Raw genomic sequence first — 18137 nt, forward strand, 5'->3', positions numbered from 1 at the left:
GCCCGGCCCGCGGTCCGGTCGTGCCGCCGCAGCAACGGTCGTCGCGCGACGGTGAGCCGGCGGGCCCGGCCGCTGCCGCCGACGGCGCCGTGGCCGCGCAGATCCAGCTCATCCCGGCCCCCGCCGACGGCGCGATCGATGCCGCCGACGAAGCGGTGGACCTGCTGCTGGACTCGGGCCGTTCGCCCGGCGACGTCCTGGTCCTCACCACTGGCGAACAGCACCCCTGGGCCGCTCACGAAGTCTCCTTCGGCGAGGCGTCCTACTGGGCGCAGCACGATGCCGGCGACGACGTGTTCTACGCGGCCATCGGCGACGCCGAGCGGGCCTTGGGCCGCCCGGTGGTGATCGTCGCCGTCAACGGCGGTGCGGACGAGGCGATCGCGCGGGCGCTGCCCACGGCGATGGCCCGGGCGGGTGCGCTGCTGATCGTCTGCGGAGACCCGCAGCGGATCAACGGCCTGCTCGGCGCGAGCGCCTGAACCGCTGACTCAGCGGGCCGCCGCGCGGCGCAGTGCCTCGGGCGCCCCGGTGGGGCGCAGGGCGGCTGCGCCGCCGGGCGTTTCCGACCAGGACGCGGCTTTCGGCGTGCGTCCGCCACGGTTCTCGCCGATCACGTGCCAGCCGTCGCGGGTCAGCGTGAGGTACGCGCCGCAGCGCAGCCCGTACAGCGAGCAGGCGTCTCGCAGCCCCCACATCCAGGCACCGTCGGCCTCCGTCCAGCCGGCGTCCCCGTCCCGGCACACCAGCAGTACGGCGGTGCGCACCGGGCGGCGGCGCCGCAGGTCGTCGGACGTCACCCGGCGCAGGTGGGCGAGGATCGCGTTGCGGCGCTCCCAGCCGTCGGTGTGACCGGCCCGCTGGGTAAACGATGCGCTGGCCTCCAGCCGCCCGTCCGCCGAGAACACGGCGACCACAGCGGTGCCGGGCATCGGGAGATGGCGGGCGTACAGATCCTTGACGATGTCGCGCGGATTGCTGAGCAGGGGGACATTCGCCGCGACCCACTCGGCCGGCTCCAGGGAGCGGGCCAGGCGGGAGGAGGTGCCGGCAGTGGTCGCCGGAGCGAAACCGATGGCCACGGTCCTCCCTTCGTGGGTGGCTCCCCAGGCCGCCGGGCGCGGGCGCACGCCGGTCAAGGGCTCCAGGAGCCGGTCGGGGGATCCGGTCTCAATTCTGGCTCCCGCGCGGGCGAGCGGCAACGGTCAATTTGTCGACTCGACCTGGTATCGACCTTTCCGCCGCTTAGATCCCGCCCTCTGGAGACTTTTTGACGTCCGATCAGCTCTGCAGGGCCAGGACCAGCGGAAACACACCCGTTACACCCGATCGGCGCAGTAGCCGCGCGACCACCGCGAGGGTCCACCCGGTCTCCGTGAAGTCGTCGACCAGCAGCACCGGACCGGGTGACTCGGCCAGTGACCGGGCGAGTTCAGGTGGCACGACGAACGCCTCGTGCAGCACGCGCAGCCGCTGAGCGCTGTTGCTCCGCGGCACCCGCAGCGGCGCACCACAGTCCGCGTGGGCGACCTGGCCGAGCAGCGGTATGCGGCCTACCTCCGCGATCCGGGCGCCCAGTGAGGCGATCAGCTGGGGACGGGTGTGCGAGGCGATCGTGACCACCCCGGCCGGCCGCGCCGGCGCCTCCGGCCCTCCGGCCGCCCAGCCGCCCGGTCCCTTCGCCCAGTCGGCGAGCACGCGCACCACCGCCTGCGCCACATCGTCCGGCACCGGACCGTCCGGGGCACCGTCGGCGAACATCGGGCGCAGCCGGTTACCCCATCCGATGTCCGAGAGCCTGCCCAGAGCCCGCCCGGGCGCGGCCTGCTCCCCCGGGGGGATCCGGCCTTTGAGGGTTATACCGGCCGCTTCGAGTCCTGACGGCCACATCCGGCGCGGCTCCACCTCGACTCCAGGCCGTCCCAGCGCGGCCCGGGCTGCGTCGAGAGCGGCGGCGGAGACCTGCTCACCGAAGCGCGCGCCCGCGCAGTTGTCACAGCGGCCGCAAGGCGCGGCCTCCTGGTCGTCGAGCCGGCGACGCAGGAACTCCATCCGGCAGTCGGTGGTCGTGGTGTACTCCCGCATCGCCTGCTGTTCCGCCTTGCGCTGGCGGGCGACCCACTCGTACCGCTGTGTGTCGTACGACCACGGCTGTCCGGTGGCGGTCCAGCCGCCGCGCACCCGGTGCACCGCACCGTCGACATCGAGCACCTTGAGCATGATCTCCAGCCGGTTGCGGCGCAGATCGACGTGTGGCTCCAGCGCCTGGGCGGAGAGCGGCCTGCCGGCGGCGGCCAACACCTCCAGCGTGCGCCAGACCTGTTCCTCGGGCGGGAAGGCCAGGGAAGCGAAGTACTCCCAGATCTTCTCGTCCTCGGCGCCCGGCATCAGCAGCACCTCTGCGTGGTCCACACCGCGACCGGCGCGTCCGACCTGCTGGTAGTACGCGATGGGGGAGGACGGCGAGCCGAGGTGGACGACGAATCCCAGGTCGGGCTTGTCGAAGCCCATGCCGAGCGCGGAGGTGGCGACCAGCGCCTTGACCTCGTTGGCCAGCAGAGCCGACTCGGCGGCCTTGCGGTCGGCGTCCTCGGTCCGGCCCGAGTACGAGGCCACCTCGTAGCCGCGCTGCCGCAGGAAGGCCGTGACCTCCTCGGCTGCCGCCACCGTCAGGGTGTAGATGATGCCGGAGCCCGGCAGCTCCCCTAGGTGGTCGGCCAGCCAGGCCAGCCGGTGCGCGGCGTCCGGCAGACGCAGCACACCGAGCGACAGGCTCTCCCGGTCGAGCGGGCCGCGCAGCAGGAGGGCGCCCTCGGTGTCCCCGGTGCCGAGCTGCTCGGCGACGTCGGCGGTGACCCGGGCGTTGGCGGTGGCGGTGGTGGCCAGCACCGGCACGCCCGGCGGGAGGTCGGCGAGCATGGTGCGCAGCCTGCGGTAGTCCGGTCGGAAGTCATGGCCCCAGTCCGAGATGCAGTGCGCCTCGTCGACCACGAGCAGGCCGGTCGTCGATGAGAGCTTGGGCAGCACCTGGTCCCGGAAATCAGGGTTGTTGAGCCGCTCTGGGCTCACCAGCAGCACATCCACCTCACCTGCGGCGACTTCGGCCTGGATGGTCTCCCACTCCTCCGGGTTGGCCGAATTGATGGTGCGGGCGCGAATCCCGGCGCGGTCGGCGGCATCGATCTGGTTGCGCATCAGCGCGAGCAGCGGGGAGACGATCACCGTCGGGCCGCTGCCGCGCCGGCGCAACAGCGCGGTGGCCACGAAGTAGACGGCGGACTTGCCCCAGCCGGTGCGCTGCACGACCAGCGCCCGCCTGCTGTGGGCGACTAGCGCCTCGACCGCGCGCCACTGGTCCTCGCGCAGCCGGGCGGTGCCGGTGCCGTCACCGACGAGGCGGGCGAGGATGGTGTCCGCCTCGGCGCGGAGTGCGGTGCTGGTCGTTTCCGTCATGCGCCCATGGAACCCGATGGGACCGACAAAGCGCGAACGCCGATGATCCCGCCTGTGGATAACTTGCGGACTGCCTATATGACGATATTGACGTGGTTATCCACAGGCTGGGAGAGGGGCCTGGCGTAGATCGCCGGCCTGCGTCACCTTCGGATCATGACTCAGCACAACGAAATCCAGCCCGACGAATCCGCCCGCCCCGCCGACGAGCACAAGGTCACCCTTCGCAGCCCGGCCGAGCTGGCCGACGCGCTTCCGTACCTGCTCGGCTTCCATCCGACCGACTCGATCGTGATGGTGGCGCTGCACGGCAAGCGCAGCCGCTTCGGCGGCCGACTGCGCCTCGGCATTCCCACCGACCCGCGCGAGTGGCCCGAGGTCGCCACCGAGCTCGCCGAGTGCCTCGTGCGCGGCAGCGAGCAGCGCGGGGACCGCCCCGAGTCCATCGTCGTGTTCCTTTGCCAGGACCCTGTCGAAGGGGAGCAGCCGGGGCGGACCATGGAGCGCCTGCGACCACTCGCCCAGGGACTGCGCGTCGCCTGCGGTGCCCTTGACGTCCCCGTCATCGAGGCGCTGTGCGTGTCAGGCGGCCGCTGGTGGTCCTACACCTGTTCGGACGCCGGCTGCACCTGCCCGCCAGACGGTGCCGAGATCAGGTCCTCCGGAAGCTCCGTCATGGCTGCGGCCGCCGCCTACGTGGGCATCCAAGTACGCGGCTCGCTGCGGGAGATGGAGGCTCGGCTCACTCCGCCGGAGACATCCTCGTCAACCGCCCAGGAACAGGCCCTCGACGCGGCCGCGGCGGACCTGGTGCCGCGCATGCTCGGCCGAGGAAAGGACGCCGCCGAGACGGTACGGCGGGAGACCCTTGCCCTGGTGGAGTCCGCCCTGGAACGGTTCCGCGAGGCCCCGGCGGAGGACGATGGGCCGCGCGGCGACGCCGGTGACGACGCGCTGCTCGACGCAGCGGAGGCCGCGGCGATCATCCTCGGGCTTCAGGACCGCATCACGCGTGACCACGCCGCTGAGTGGATGGAGCCTCCGCACACCGAACCGGCGCTGCGGCTGTGGCGCGCACTGGCCAGGTGCTGCGTCAAGCCATTCCAGGACCACGCGGCGGCCCCGCTCACTCTCGCCGGCTGGGTTGCCTGGTCCGTCGGCGACGAGGCCACAGCGCGGGTCGCCTTCGGCCGTGCCCTGCAGCTCGACGCCGACTACACCTTCGCCCGGCTGCTGTATGCCGCGCTCAACGCCGGAGTCGACCCCGAGCCACTGCGCGGATGCCTGCGGGGTCTACGGCGAAAGCGCCTGGGGCCGACGGTGGCCTGCGCTACAGCTCACCGCGGGCCAGCCGGATCAGCCGGTCGAGGACCCGGCCGCCGCTCACCCGGAGTCCGTCGTGCTCGTATTCGTCGGTGACCCAGGTCCGCAGCCCGCGTACGGCGCGCGCGGTGGCCAGCGAGTCGGCCGTGTCGACATACATGTCGTCGTGGTAGACGGCCGCCGCCACCGGAACCTCGTTGCGGGCCAGCCGCTCCGGGTCGTACAGATCGGGCCAGTTCTCCCACGCCGCCAGTTGCTGGGCGGTCTCGCGCAGCGGCGCCAGCGCAGGATCGGTGGTGAACATCCAGGGGTAGATCATCTCGCCGGTCAGCAGCACGGAAGCGTCTCCCGCCAGCGCCTTGTTCACGTCGAACCGGGGGAATTCGGCGCGCACCGCCTCAGCCGCCCAGCCGGTGGGAGCCGGCGACACCGAGCGCTGGCCGTAGATCGGCTCGTGGAGCACCGCGTAGAGCGGGTTGCCCGCGAAGGACAGATGCCCCTGCGCCTCGGCGAGAAAGGAGTCGGAAAGGACCGGCTCCGGTGTGTCCGGGACGAAGGCGTCCTCCAGCAGATAGTGCAGGGTGTGCGAGCCGGTGCCGGTGCCCAGGAGCAGGCCCACCGACTGGAAGGCCTCGGCGGTGAGCAGCCCGCCGCCGGGCAGGGTCACCTCGGTGTCGCGGAGATGCCTCGCGACCGCCCGCACCGTCGCGGCGTCCTCGGGATAGCGGTCGTAATGCGCGGCCACCTTCCGTTCGACGCGCGGGTAGGCGGCGCGGTAGACGTCCTGGGCGCTGCTGCGCAGCCCGGCGAGGCCGCCCGTGATGAAGGCCTCCCGCACCCCTTCGGGGGCGAATGACAGATAGGTGAGCGCACAGAAGCCGCCGTAGCTCTGGCCGAGCAGGCTCCACCGGCCGTTCTCGCCGAGGAGCTCACGGCGGATCAGCTCGCAGTCGGCCACGATCGAGTCGGCGCGGAAGTGCGCGAGATACGCGGCCTGGGCGGCGGCGTCCCCGCGTGACGGCAGGGTCTGCCGGGTGGCCGGAGTGGAGCGGCCGGTGCCGCGTTGGTCGAGCAGCAGCACCCGGTAGTCCTCCAGGGCGCGGGTGAGCCAGCTGTCGCGGCCAAGTGGGCGCGGCGAACGGCCGCCCGGTCCGCCCTGCAGGAAGAGCAGCCAGGGCAGTTCCTCCCGGTCGGCATCGCGCGCCTTCGGGGTCGCCACGACCTCGCGAGCGTAGACCTGGATCCGTTCACCCGCCGGGTCCGCGTGGTTCAGCGGCACCTCGAAGGTGTGATCGGTGACAACGGTTCCGGGCTGGCGGTACACGGCCATGCTTGCTTCTTTCCGGTGATGCGTGCCAACGGTGCTGACGGTTTCCCGAGCGGAACGGTAGACGCCCCGTGACCCGAGCGCCCACCCGGCCGTTCAGGTGGGTGGTGTCGAACCGCGGAAGGCGTCCGAGGAGATGGCATGAGCCCGCAGCAGAACACTCCGCCGACCCCGCCCGGCCGGCCGGACCGGGGTCCGAAACCGGTGCACGACGCGGTGATGTGCGTCGCGGCGCCGTCGCTCGCGGTCTCCGCCGGGCACGGGCAGTTGCTCGGGCACGACCTGGACGGCTTCTACCAGGACGGCCGTCGGGTGCTGGCCCGCTGCGAGCTGCGGATCGCCGGCTCGGCCCCGATTCCGGTGCAGGGCAGGCTGGTCACGGCGGGTCGGGCCCGATTCATTGCGGTCGTGCGCACCGGGGCGGACACCGGCCCGGACCCGGCGGTCACCGTGGAGCGGGTGCGCACGGCCGCCGGAGCCGAGCGGATCACCGTGCACAATACCGGTCCACGGGGCCTGCGGCTGCCGCTGGAGGTGGCGCTGGGCACGGACCTGGCGGACCTTGCCGCGGTCGCTTCCGGGCGGCCCGGGCCCGATCTGCCGGCCAGCGTCTGCGCCTCGGGGCTGCGCTGGTCACGGGATGGGGCGGGGGCGCGGATCACCGCTCATCCGGCGCCGGACAGTGCGCTGGCCTCGGCCGGCCTGCTGCGCTGGGACCTGGCCGTGCCGCCGGGCGGCTCCCGGGTCATCGAGCTGCGCGCGGTCCTGGAGCCGTTGCCGGACGCGCCGTCCGCACGCAGCCCGGGCGCCCGGGAGGCGACGGTTCCCGTGCTCTGGTCCGCCGCCGAGATGTCCTGTGACGACGCGGGGGCCGAGGCACTGCTGGGCGCGAGCCTTGACGACCTGAGCGCCCTGCTACTGCGCGACCCGGCCCAGCCTTCCGACCTCCACACGGCGGCCGGGGCCCCATGGCGGCTCGGTTTGGCGCCGGCCGACGCCCTGTGGGCGGCCCGCATGCTGCTGCCGCTGGGCACCCGCCTCGCCGCGGGCACCCTGCGCACCCTGGCCCGCCGCCAGGACCCCGGCAGCGGGCGCATCCCCGGGCTCCTGCGGCACGCGGGGCCTCATCTGCCCCCGACCTGTTCGGGCGTGGAGGCGACGCTGCTCTTCGTCACCGTCCTGGCCGAGGCCCGGCGGTGGGGGCTACCGGAGCGGGAGGCCGAGCCGCTGCTGCCGGCCGCCGAGCGCTGCTTGCGCTGGCTGTTCACCGCCGCCGGCGACGACGGCTATGTGCCCGACCCGGCCCCCGGTGGCCCCGCCCGGTGCGAGGTGCAGGCCCACGCCCACCGGGCCATGCTGCACGGCGCCGACCTGCTCGACGCCTACGACCGCCCCGGAGCCGACAGTTGGTGGGAGCGGGCGGCCGAGCTGCGACGGGCCTTCCGCGAGGACTTCTGGCTCGACGACCGGGCCGGTGGCAGACCTGCGGCCGCTCTGGCCCCGGACGGCAGACCGGCACCGCATCTCGGTTCTGCTGCCGGCCACCTGCTCGACACCGGGCTGCTCGGGGGCGGCGACCTCGCCGAGGGCCTGCTAGACAAGGTGCAGACCGAGCAGCTCGCCCGCCTGTTCGGCGCCCCGGACCTCGACTCCGGCTGGGGACTGCGCACGCTGTCCGCCAAGGCCCCCGGGCACAACCCCTTCGGCCACCGTGGCGGAGCCGTACGCGTCCACGAGACGGCCGTCGCCGCCGCAGGCCTGGCCGCCACCGGGTACGAGAAAGAAGCCGCCGCCCTGCTGCGGGGCCTGCTCGACGCGGCGGAGGCCTTCGGCCACCGGCTGCCTGAGATGTACGCCGGGGAGCAGCGGGCCGTCGGCCGGGTGCCCGCCCCGCACCCCTCCGCCTGCCGCCCCGCCGCCGTGGCCGCGGCGGGCGCGGTCCATCTGCTGATGTCCCTCGCCGGAGTACGCCCCGACGCCCCCGAGCGGATCGTCGCCGTACGGCCCATGGGCACGGCGCCGCTCGGCGCGGTGCAGCTGTCGGGGCTGAGGGTCGCCGGGGAGCCCTTCGCCGTACGGATCAGCAGGCTCGGCATGGCCATGGTTGAGGAGGCCGCCCCCGGCCTGCAGTTCGGTGCGTGAGCCGGTGCTTGACGCAGCACATGACCCAGAGCGTGATCCAGTGCGCCAAGCAGCTGCTTATCGTCAGGCAGACGACTAAGATCGCGCCATGCCGCCCTACGACCCGTCAGCTTTCCCGCCGTTCGCCGTCACCGTCGACCTCGTCGTGCTCACGGTGCGCCATCACGCGCTGTGCGCACTGGCGATTCGCCGGGGCGAGCCGCCCTACCAGGGACGGTGGGCGCTGCCCGGCGGATTCGTCCGCGTCGACGAGGACCTGGGCGACGCGGCGGCCAGGGAACTGGCCGAGGAAACTGGGCTGCGCGCCCAGAACGGTGCCCACCTGGAGCAGTTGGCCACCTACGGCGACCCGCACCGCGACCCCCGGATGCGAGTGGTCAGCGTCGCCCACCTCGTGCTCGCCCCCGACCTGCCCGCCCCCCGGGCCGGCGGCGACGCCCGCAGTGCCCGCTGGGCCCCGGTGACCGAGCTGCTGCACGACGGCGCCGCCCTGGCCTTCGACCACGCCCGCATCCTCGCCGACGGCGTCGAACGCGCCCGCTCCAAGATCGAGTACTCCTCCCTCGCCACAGCCTTCTGTCCGCCCGAATTCACGGTCGGCGAACTGCGCCGGGTCTACGAGGCCGTCTGGGGCGTCGCCCTGGACCCGCGCAACTTCCACCGCAAGGTCACCGGCACCCCGGGCTTTCTCGTCCCCACCGGCGGCACGACGACCCGTCAGGGCGGTAGGCCCGCACAGCTGTTCAGGGCCGGAGGTGCCGCACTGCTGAATCCGCCCATGTTGCGCCCTGAGGTGTGAAATCCGGGCAGTTTTGATAAAAGCGGCGTTATCGTGCAAAGGTGATCCAGGCCATTGGACTGACCAGCGCATCCCGGGGCGACCGACCTCCCGCCGTCGACGACCTCAGCTTCGAGGCCCGCCCCGGGGAGGTCACCGCCCTGCTCGGCGAGAGCGGGGCCGGCAAGTCAACCGCCCTGCGCCTCATGCTCGAACTCGAACCAGGCCGCGGCGTCACTCTTTTCGACGGCCGCCCCCTGCATCGCCACCAACACCCCGCCCGGCAGGCCGGCGCAATGCTCGGCGACGTCCCTGGTCACCCTGCACGCACCGTCCGCGGCCACTTGCGGATGCTCGCGGCGGCCGCCGGCGTCCCCGCCACCCGGGCCGAACAGGTCCTCGAGGTCGTCGGCCTCAGCGACATGGCCGGCCACCGGCTCGGCAGCCTTTCGCTCGGCGTGGACCGCCGTCTGGGCCTCGCCGCCGCCCTCCTCGCCGACCCCGCCGCCCTGATCCTCGATGACCCCGCCCGCGACCTGACCCCCCGCGACACCGGCTGGCTGCACGGCCTCCTCAGGTCCTATACCGCCCAGGGCGGCGCCGTCGTCATCACCGGCCGCGACCCCAAGGCGGTCGCCAGGATCGCTGACCGTGTCGTCACCCTCCATGGCGGCCGCCTCGTCGCCGACCAGCCCGCCGCCGAGTTCGGCCGCACCCGGCTGCGCCCGTACGTCGCCGTGCGCTCCCCACAGGCCCAGCGCCTCGCCGCCCTGCTCACCCACGACGGCACCGAGGTGGTCAGCGACAGCGGCAGCCGCATCGCCGTCTACGGCACCACGCCCGCGCACGTCGGCGAGACCGCCTTCCGGCACGGCATCCTCCTGCACCAGCTCGCCGACGCCACCGCCGACTCCGGGCCGCCGCCCGTCCCGCCCGCCGCCTACGACACCATGCCCATCCCGCCGGCCCGCGAGGCCGTGCCCCCGCCCGGCCCCGTCCGCCCGCTGCGCTACGAACTGCGGCGCCTCGCCGGCGTACGCACCCCCTGGCTGATCGCCGCCGCGTCCCTGCTCGCCTCGCTCGCCGGAGCCCTCGTGCTGCTGCGCACCGGCCACCACCTCTCGCTGCGCGCGGTCACCGGCTGGCCGCACCTCCTGCCGCTGCCGCCCGCGGCCCTCGGGGCGGGCCTGCTCGGTGCGCTCGCGTACGGCCAGGAGTTTCGCTATCCCGCGCTCACGCCCGACCGTGCGGCCGTCCCGCGCCAACTCCGGCTGCTTGCCGCCAAACTCGCCGTCAACAGCGCGGTGGCCCTGCTGTTGGCCGCTCTCGCCGCGGGGCTCGGCGCGGCTGCCGTATGGCTCCTCGAAGGGCCCGGCAGCGTTCCGTCACCGGTGGACCACACTGCCGTGACTGTGGGTTGGGCCGCGCTCAACGTGGGGTGTGCCTGGGCGGGGGTGTTGGCGGCCGGGGTGTTCCGTACGACCGCGCTCGGAATGGCGGGGGTGCTGGCCGTGCCGCTGTTGGTCGCGCCCGTCGTGCGGAAGGCGGCCTCCGCTCCGGCGATCGACGCCGTACGACTGGCCGCGGAACCGGTCAGGTATTCCTTCGGGTTGGCGCTGGTCGCTCTGCTGTGCGCCTATGTGGCAACGGTGTTGCGGGGTCGCGCCGGTTGACGGCGTCCAACTTGCGGTCAGATAAACCGAAGTGCTCCAGAACACCGCAAGAAAGCCCATTTCCTTCCGATAAAGCGTCAATTATCAGGTGATGAGCGCTCACCCTTTCGTGTGCTTTTCAGCAAAGCCCTCAAGGCGCCCTGCGGCATCGCCGACAAAGGATGCGTGAGTACCCTTGCGCACACCATGATGACCGCGGCCCGCTCCGCCGACTCCAGCATCGTCGGCCCGGGCGAGCTCGACCGCTATCCGTACGGCGAAGCACCAGCCGTCGACCGACCCGGCGTCCCGGGACTTCCCTCCTGGGACGGGGGCGACTCCGACATGGGCCGGGTCGGCCGCCGGGCCGGCGGCAGCCGGGGCCGCGGGCTGCACGGCCAACTCGTCCAACAGCTCGGCCAGATGATCGTCTCCGGTGACCTGGGCGCCGACCGTCCGCTCGTCCCCGAGGAGATCGGTCAGCGCTTCGAGGTCTCCCGCACCGTGGTGCGCGAGTCCCTGCGCGTGCTGGAGGCCAAGGGCCTGGTCAGCGCCCGCCCCAACGTCGGCACCCGGGTCCGCCCGGTCAGCGACTGGAACCTCCTCGACCCCGACATCATCGAGTGGCGGGCCTTCGGACCGCAGCGCGAGGACCAGCGCCGGGAGCTCTTCGAACTCCGCTGGACCATCGAGCCGCTGGCCGCCCGGCTCGCCGCCGGTCACGGCCGTGAGGAGCTGCAGCAGCGCCTCAACGACATGGCGGAGATCATGGGGCACGCCGCCGGACAGGGCGACTCCCTCACGTTCTCCCGCGCCGACGCCGAATTCCACGCACTCGTCCTGCAGATCGCCGGAAACCGCATGCTCGAGCACCTCTCGGGCATCGTCTCCTCCGCGCTTCAGGTCTCCGGCGGCCCGGCGATCGGCTGCGAGCGCCCCGGCGAGCACTCGGTTGGGCTGCATCTGCGGATCGTGGAGGCCCTCGCCTCCGGTGACGGGGCCGAGGCCGAGTCGGCCATGCGCCAACTGCTCGGCGTCCACTCCGAGGTCCCGGGCGCGGCCGAGCACGTGGTGCCGGCCCCCCGCGAGCACTGACCGCGCCAGCCGTACGCCCCCGCCCGCCCCAGCCGCCGCCGGACCCCTTGCTCCCGGGCCGGCGGCGGAGCCATCCCCGCGCAATCCGTGAAGAATGCTCGATTATGTCCGGCTCGTACCGGAAAGGGATGTGACTGGGGCCACGTGGGTCGGGCGTAACGCTCTGCCGCGCAGCGCGATGAGGTTAGAGGTGGCAGCCGTGCGAGGAATTTCCGCGACATGTATGACGCTGAGTTGCTGAGCGGTTCCCACCGTAGTCGTTCCCATCGTTCCGAGAGGTTGTTCGTGTCGGCCAGCACATCCCGTACGCTCCCGCCGGAGATCGCCGAGTCCGAGTCTCTGTTGGCGCTCATCGAGCGGGGTAAGGCCCAGGGGCAGATCGCCGGCGACGACGTGCGTCGAGCCTTCGAAGCGGACCAGATTCCGGCAACCCAGTGGAAGAACGTTCTGCGCAGCCTCAACCAGGTCCTCGACGAGGAGGGTGTGACGCTGATGGTGAGTGCCGCTGAGGCGCCCAAGCGCACCCGTAAGAGCGTCGCAGCCAAGAGCCCGGCGAAGCGTACTGCCACCAAGACCGTCGCCACGAAGGCCGCACCGGTCAAGAAGACCGTCGCCGCCGAGGCCGCCCCAGCTCCTGTGGCGGCCGTGGAGACCGAGGCCGTGGCAGACGTGGCCGACGAGGCCGCGGCTCCCGCGAAGAAGACCGTCGCCAAGAAGGCGGCGGCCAAGAAGACGACCGCCAAGAAGACCGTGGCGAAGAAGACCACCGCGGCCAAGGGCAAGACGGACGGTGAAGAGGCCGAGGGCGAGGAACCGCTCGACGAGGCCGCGCCCGGCAAGGACGAGGAAGGCCCCGACAAGCCCGAGGCCGAGAGCTTCGTCCTGTCCGACGAGGACGAGGACGACGCCCCGGCGCAGCAGGTCGCCGCGGCCGGCGCCACCGCCGACCCGGTCAAGGACTACCTGAAGCAGATCGGCAAGGTCCCCCTCCTCAACGCCGAGCAGGAGGTCGAGCTCGCCAAGCGCATTGAGGCCGGCCTGTTCGCCGAGGACAAGCTGGCGGCGGCCGACAAGCTCGCCCCCAAGCTCAAGCGCGAGCTGGAGATCATCGCCGAGGACGGCCGCTGGGCCAAGAACCACCTCCTGGAGGCCAACCTCCGCCTGGTGGTCTCGCTGGCCAAGCGCTACACCGGCCGCGGCATGCTCTTCCTGGACCTCATCCAGGAGGGCAACCTGGGCCTGATCCGTGCGGTCGAGAAGTTCGACTACACCAAGGGCTTCAAGTTCTCCACGTACGCGACCTGGTGGATCCGCCAGGCCATCACCCGCGCCATGGCCGACCAGGCCCGCACCATCCGTATCCCGGTGCACATGGTCGAGGTCATCAATAAGCTGGCCCGCGTCCAGCGCCAGATGCTCCAGGACCTGGGCCGCGAGCCCACCCCGGAGGAGCTGGCCAAGGAACTCGACATGACCCCCGAGAAGGTCATCGAGGTCCAGAAGTACGGTCGCGAGCCCATCTCCCTGCACACTCCCCTGGGTGAGGACGGTGACAGCGAATTCGGCGACCTCATCGAGGACTCCGAGGCCGTGGTCCCGGCCGACGCGGTGAGCTTCACCCTTCTGCAGGAGCAGCTGCACTCGGTGCTGGACACGCTCAGTGAGCGCGAGGCGGGCGTGGTCTCCATGCGCTTCGGCCTCACCGACGGCCAGCCGAAGACGCTGGACGAGATCGGCAAGGTCTACGGGGTCACCCGTGAGCGCATCCGCCAGATCGAGTCCAAGACGATGTCGAAGCTGCGCCACCCGTCCCGCTCCCAGGTTCTGCGGGACTACCTGGACTGAGTTCCTGGGGTTTTCGTACGGGCCCGTGACCGCCGCCGGCGGTCACGGGCCCGCCGTCTTCCCGGCGCTCGTGTGGACTGCTCCGGATGCGTGCTCGGCCAGCCTGTATCACTCTGGGTATCCATGGATATCCGTAGGGTCAGATCCGGGGTCAGGAGAGTGCATGCGTTCCTCGTTCCGCGCGCTGCTGGGCGGGCTGGTGGCGCTGCTGCCGGTCCTGGCGGTGCCATTGGGGGCCCCTGTGGCCCAGGCAGGGGAGGATTCCGACCGCAGCATCATCGGCGGGGGCCCGGTAACGGCCGAGCGGTACCCCTGGACGGTGGCGGTGGCCAGTCAGTCCCGGTTCGGCTCGGCGCGGTCGGGTCAGTTCTGTGGTGGTGTCCTCGTCGGTCCCACCACGGTGGTCAGCGCGGCGCACTGCTTCGGCCAGGCCGCGCTCGGCGGTAACTGGTCGGACGTACACGATCTCCGGATCATCTTCGGGCGCACCGATCTGAGCGGCACGTCGGGCCGCGAGACCGATGTGAGCAACGTCTGGGTCAATCCGGGCTACGACCCGGTGACCAACAGCGGTGATGTGGCGGTCGTCACACTTGGAGAGTCGCTGCCTGCCGCCTCCACCATCCGCATGGCCGGTGCCGACGACACGCAGGACTACCGCGCGGGCACCGCGGCCGAGGTGTACGGCTGGGGCGACACGACGGGCTACGCGAGCTACTCGACGGTGCTGCGGGCCGCCGGATTGACCGTGCTGGCCGACGAGACCTGTGAGCGGGCCTACCCGGGCAATGGAGACGGTAAGTACAACCGCCAGGACATGGTCTGCGCCGGCGACCCCGCAGGCGGCCACGACGCCTGTCAGGGCGACAGCGGGGGCCCGCTGGTGGCCGGCGGGAAGCTGGTGGGTCTGGTCTCCTGGGGTGCGGGCTGCGCCGACCCCGCGCACCCGGGGGTCTACACGCGTATGTCAGCCGTCGCGGGGCTGGTCGCGGCCCACTCCTCCTGACGTGATCTGCGTACGCGTGCGGGCGGCCTCCCGCGGGGGAGGCCGCCCGCACGTACGGAGCTCGTCGCAGGGGCTATTCGTCAGTGGTCGTCGTCGGGCGCCGCGGCAGACGGAGAGTCGGTCAGGCGACCGGTCTCGTCCTGTATTTCCGAAGCGATCTTCTTCAGTTCGGGCTCGAACTTACGCCCGTGATGCGCGCAGAAGAGCAGCTCGCCGCCGCTGATCAGAACGACGCGCAGGTAGGCCTGGGCGCCGCAACGGTCGCAGCGGTCTGCCGCCGTCAGCGGGCTTGCGGGGGTCAGAACAGTAGTCACGTCGCCTCTTCTCTAGCTCGACGAGCTGTCGTACCAGGGTCAACATCCAACCAGGCCGAAAACGTTCCCGCTCGTGGCTTTATCTCGAAAACGAATCTCGTATGTGCCGGATGCTACCGATTGGCGGCGAATAGGTCTCTGGTGCGCTCGTTGTCGTTTTTAGGTGGATCTGTCTGGTTTTAGCCCCCCGGCTGGCTTGCCGGTTGATGATGAGGACGTGCCCGGAGCCTAAATGGTTCATGCCTCTATGGGAACGTGACATGTGTATCACTCGAAAGAGGGATCGAACGTACGATCGACCGAGGGCTAACATGAGGCCTCATACCGGGTCGCGGCGAACCCGCTCCACCGGGTCTCGGTACCCTCTCACCGACACGGCTGAAGAACTTCATCGAGGAGACGCCCGCGTGACCGCCGAAACATCCGTGCCGTCCACCGCGCTGCTGACCGGTGCAGATCGCGACGGCTCCAACTACACCGCGCGGCACCTGCTCGTACTCGAAGGCCTCGAAGCGGTCCGCAAGCGCCCTGGCATGTACATCGGCTCGACCGACAGTCGAGGCCTCATGCACTGCGTCTGGGAGATCATCGACAACTCTGTCGACGAGGCCCTGGGCGGCCACTGCGACCGCATCGAGGTAGTGCTCCACGAGGACGGCTCTGTCGAGGTCCGCGACAACGGCCGGGGCATCCCGGTGGACGTCGAGCCCAAGACCGGCCTGTCCGGCGTCGAGGTCGTCATGACCAAGCTGCACGCTGGCGGCAAGTTCGGCGGCGGCTCCTACGCTGCCTCCGGCGGTCTGCACGGCGTCGGCGCCTCCGTGGTCAACGCGCTGTCCGCGCGGCTCGACGTCGAGGTGGACCGCGGCGGCCACACCCACGCCATCAGCTTCCGCCGAGGCGTCCCCGGGATCTTCACCGAGCCCGGCCCCGACGCGCCCTTCGACCCCGCCAGCGGCCTCAGCAAGACCAAAAAGGTCCCCAGGATCCGTACCGGCACCCGCGTCCGCTACTGGGCCGACCGCCAGATCTTCCTCAAGGACGCCAAGCTCTCCCTGGAGCACCTGCACCAGCGCGCCCGCCAGACCGCCTTCCTGGTGCCCGGCCTGACCATCGTCGTACGCGACGAGCGGGGACCGGCGGGGGAGGGAGCGGTCGAGGGCGGCCCGGGCGCCGCGGTCGAGGAGGTCTTCCACTTCGACGGCGGCATCAGCGAGTTCTGCGACTACCTCGCCCAGGACAAGCCCATCTGCGACGTCCTGCGGCTCACCGGCAGCGGCACCTTCAAGGAGACCGTCCCCGTCCTCGACGACCGCGGCCACATGACCGCCACCGAGGTCACCCGCGAACTCGGCGTCGATATCGCCCTGCGCTGGGGCACCGGATACGACACCACGTTGCGCTCCTTCGTCAACATCATCGCCACCCCCAAGGGCGGTACCCACATCAGGGGTTTCGAGAGCGCCATCGCCAAGACGGTCAACGAGGTGCTGCGCACCAGCAAGCTGCTGCGCGTCGCCGAGGACGACATCGTCAAGGACGACGCCCTGGAGGGCATGACCGCTGTCGTCACGGTGCGGCTAGCCGAGCCGCAGTTCGAGGGCCAGACCAAGGAGGTGCTCGGCACCTCGGCGGCCAACCGGATCGTCGCGAACGTGGTCTCCAGGGAGCTCAAGGCCTTCCTGACCTCCACCAAGCGCGACGACAAGCAGCAGGCCCGGGCGGTCCTGGAGAAGGCGGTCGCCGCCGCCCGCACGCGTATCGCCGCCCGCCAGCACAAGGAGGCGCAGCGCCGTAAGACCGCGTTGGAGTCCTCGTCGCTGCCGGCCAAGCTCGCCGACTGCCGCAGCGACAACGTGGAACGCAGCGAACTCTTCATCGTCGAGGGCGACTCGGCGCTCGGCACGGCCAAGCTGGCGCGCAATTCGGAGTTCCAGGCGCTGCTGCCGATCCGCGGCAAGATTCTGAACGTCCAGAAGTCGTCCGTCTCGGACATGTTGAAGAATGCCGAATGCGGCGCGATCATCCAGGTGATAGGAGCTGGTTCCGGCCGGACCTTCGATATCGACCAAGCGCGATATGGGAAGGTCATTTTCCTCGCCGACGCCGATGTCGATGGTGCACACATCCGTACTCTTCTGCTCACTCTGTTCCAGCGGTACATGCGGCCGATGGTCGAGCAGGGACGGATCTTCTCGGCGGTGCCGCCACTGCACCGCATCGAGCTGTCCAACCCCCGGAAGGGCCAGGACAAGTACATCTACACGTACTCCGACAACGAACTCCGGCAGACCCTGATGGACCTCCAGCGCCGGAATGTCCGCTACAAGGACAGCATCCAGCGCTACAAGGGCCTCGGCGAGATGGACGCCGACCAGCTCGCGGAGACCACGATGGACCCCCGCCACCGCACCCTGCGCCGGATCAACATCAGCGATCTGGAGGCTGCGGAGCAGGCCTTCGACCTGCTGATGGGAAATGACGTCGCGCCGCGCAAGGAATTCATCACCAATTCGGCGGCGACGCTGGACCGTTCGCGTATCGACGTGTGACAGATCCCGCTCGGAACCGCTTCTCCACCCGTGGGTGGAGAAGCGGTCTCCACCCTGGCTCCACCCCCGGTTTGATCCTCTGAGCTGGGCTTCCGCGTAGCGTCGAAGAAGGTCGAAGACGGCTGGTCTTCCCGCTCTCCGGAGGTGTCGCCGCGATGTCCGAACCGGTCACCGCTGTCGTTGTTCTCGCCGTTGTCGGCTATGTGCTCGTGCAGCAGTTCTCCGCGCGGCAGGTGACCGGGGGCGGCCGCTGGTGGGCCGCTCCCGTGGTCCTTGCCTTCTTCGCGGCGCGCAGGCCCGACCTGATCGACGCGGATCACCGGGCACGGGCGGTGGCGATGCTCGTCGTCGAGATCGCTACCGGCGCGGCGATAGGCGTGGCGTGGGCCTGGACGACCCGGGTCTGGCGGGACGCGTCGGGCGTGGTGTGGGCCAAGGGCACGAAGACGACCGCGTTGGTGTGGATCGGCGGGATAGCCCTGCGCGTGGGCCTGATAGGTATCGGCGCGCTGATAGGTGTCCGGAGTGGGAGCGGCTCGTTCATGATGGCCATGGCGGCTTCGCTGCTGGTCCGGACCGGGGTTCTGCTGTGGCGGGCGCAGGCGACGGCCCCGGCACACCGTGTCAGCGTCGCCGACTGATCCCTTGGG

Annotated in this window: 14 protein-coding genes; 10 read left to right on the forward strand and 4 right to left on the reverse strand. The window is 71.2% G+C overall.

Features of this window, described 5'->3' with window-relative positions:
• The first annotated feature begins 20 nt into the window (after positions 1–20).
• Positions 21–482 (forward strand): hypothetical protein, encoded by a 462-nt coding sequence (locus EFK10_RS32425; RefSeq protein WP_127359226.1) that lies wholly within the window; start codon positions 21–23, stop codon positions 480–482.
• Positions 483–491: 9 nt separating this feature from the next.
• On the opposite strand, the gene EFK10_RS32430 is transcribed toward EFK10_RS32425, so the two are convergent.
• Positions 492–1082: a hypothetical protein gene (locus EFK10_RS32430; RefSeq protein ID WP_127359227.1), complete on the reverse strand. Its 591-nt coding sequence runs from the start codon at positions 1080–1082 to the stop codon at positions 492–494.
• A 199-nt stretch (positions 1083–1281) separates the two neighbouring features.
• Positions 1282–3453: a RecQ family ATP-dependent DNA helicase gene (locus EFK10_RS32435; protein ID WP_127359228.1), complete on the reverse strand. Its 2172-nt coding sequence runs from the start codon at positions 3451–3453 to the stop codon at positions 1282–1284.
• Between the two features lie 156 nt (positions 3454–3609).
• Here EFK10_RS32435 and EFK10_RS32440 point away from each other — a divergent pair, with 156 nt between their 5' ends.
• Positions 3610–4872 carry a DUF4192 domain-containing protein gene (locus tag EFK10_RS32440; protein WP_127359229.1) on the forward strand — a complete coding sequence of 421 codons (1263 nt, stop codon included), beginning with the start codon at positions 3610–3612 and terminating at the stop codon, positions 4870–4872.
• Here the strand turns inward: EFK10_RS32440 and EFK10_RS32445 are convergent.
• Complete coding sequence (locus tag EFK10_RS32445) at positions 4784–6106, reverse strand: alpha/beta fold hydrolase (protein WP_127359230.1); 1323 nt, start codon at positions 6104–6106, stop codon at positions 4784–4786. The genes EFK10_RS32440 and EFK10_RS32445 overlap by 89 nt on opposite strands.
• 138 nt (positions 6107–6244) lie before the next feature.
• Between EFK10_RS32445 and EFK10_RS32450 the strand changes: the two genes are divergently transcribed.
• From EFK10_RS32450 to EFK10_RS32475, 6 genes are all read left to right on the forward strand, one after another.
• Positions 6245–8245: an amylo-alpha-1,6-glucosidase gene (locus EFK10_RS32450; RefSeq protein ID WP_127359231.1), complete on the forward strand. Its 2001-nt coding sequence runs from the start codon at positions 6245–6247 to the stop codon at positions 8243–8245.
• An 88-nt stretch (positions 8246–8333) separates the two neighbouring features.
• The gene (locus tag EFK10_RS32455) at positions 8334–9044 is read left to right on the forward strand and encodes an NUDIX hydrolase (protein WP_127359232.1); all 711 of its coding nucleotides are present in this window, start codon (positions 8334–8336) and stop codon (positions 9042–9044) included.
• A gap of 41 nt (positions 9045–9085) precedes the next feature.
• Entirely contained in the window at positions 9086–10696 is a 1611-nt protein-coding gene (locus tag EFK10_RS32460) for an ATP-binding cassette domain-containing protein (RefSeq protein WP_127359233.1), read from the forward strand.
• A gap of 165 nt (positions 10697–10861) precedes the next feature.
• Positions 10862–11770 carry a FadR/GntR family transcriptional regulator gene (locus tag EFK10_RS32465; RefSeq protein WP_127359234.1) on the forward strand — a complete coding sequence of 303 codons (909 nt, stop codon included), beginning with the start codon at positions 10862–10864 and terminating at the stop codon, positions 11768–11770.
• Positions 11771–12055: 285 nt separating this feature from the next.
• Positions 12056–13615: an RNA polymerase sigma factor gene (locus tag EFK10_RS32470; RefSeq protein WP_206305672.1), complete on the forward strand. Its 1560-nt coding sequence runs from the start codon at positions 12056–12058 to the stop codon at positions 13613–13615.
• 163 nt (positions 13616–13778) lie between these two features.
• Positions 13779–14621: a S1 family peptidase gene (locus tag EFK10_RS32475; RefSeq protein WP_127359236.1), complete on the forward strand. Its 843-nt coding sequence runs from the start codon at positions 13779–13781 to the stop codon at positions 14619–14621.
• Positions 14622–14701: 80 nt separating this feature from the next.
• On the opposite strand, the gene EFK10_RS32480 is transcribed toward EFK10_RS32475, so the two are convergent.
• Positions 14702–14935, reverse strand: a complete 234-nt coding sequence (locus EFK10_RS32480; RefSeq protein ID WP_127359237.1) for a DUF7455 domain-containing protein — start codon at positions 14933–14935, stop codon at positions 14702–14704.
• A 407-nt stretch (positions 14936–15342) separates the two neighbouring features.
• Here EFK10_RS32480 and EFK10_RS32485 point away from each other — a divergent pair, with 407 nt between their 5' ends.
• Together EFK10_RS32485 and EFK10_RS32490 are read left to right on the forward strand one after the other, a co-directional pair.
• The gene (locus tag EFK10_RS32485) at positions 15343–17487 is read left to right on the forward strand and encodes a DNA gyrase/topoisomerase IV subunit B (protein WP_127359238.1); all 2145 of its coding nucleotides are present in this window, start codon (positions 15343–15345) and stop codon (positions 17485–17487) included.
• Between the two features lie 155 nt (positions 17488–17642).
• Positions 17643–18128, forward strand: coding sequence for a DUF1453 domain-containing protein (locus EFK10_RS32490; RefSeq protein WP_127359239.1), 486 nt, complete (start codon positions 17643–17645; stop codon positions 18126–18128).
• Positions 18129–18137: the final 9 nt, after the last annotated feature.

Origin of the sequence: Streptomyces soli (assembly GCF_003999195.1) — a bacterium.
GTDB lineage: Bacteria > Actinomycetota > Actinomycetes > Streptomycetales > Streptomycetaceae > Actinacidiphila > Actinacidiphila soli.

What these genes read in the sequence shown, in the direction of transcription:
- EFK10_RS32455 (WP_127359232.1), top strand. Translation starts at nt 8,334, where the DNA reads ATGCCGCCCTACGACCCGTCAGCTTTCCCGCCGTTCGCCGTCACCGTC.
- EFK10_RS32440 (WP_127359229.1), top strand. Translation starts at nt 3,610, where the DNA reads ATGACTCAGCACAACGAAATCCAGCCCGACGAATCCGCCCGCCCCGCC.
- EFK10_RS32450 (WP_127359231.1), top strand. Translation starts at nt 6,245, where the DNA reads ATGAGCCCGCAGCAGAACACTCCGCCGACCCCGCCCGGCCGGCCGGAC.
- EFK10_RS32490 (WP_127359239.1), top strand. Translation starts at nt 17,643, where the DNA reads ATGTCCGAACCGGTCACCGCTGTCGTTGTTCTCGCCGTTGTCGGCTAT.
- EFK10_RS32475 (WP_127359236.1), top strand. Translation starts at nt 13,779, where the DNA reads ATGCGTTCCTCGTTCCGCGCGCTGCTGGGCGGGCTGGTGGCGCTGCTG.
- EFK10_RS32445 (WP_127359230.1), bottom strand. Translation starts at nt 6,106, where the DNA reads ATGGCCGTGTACCGCCAGCCCGGAACCGTTGTCACCGATCACACCTTC.
- EFK10_RS32435 (WP_127359228.1), bottom strand. Translation starts at nt 3,453, where the DNA reads ATGACGGAAACGACCAGCACCGCACTCCGCGCCGAGGCGGACACCATC.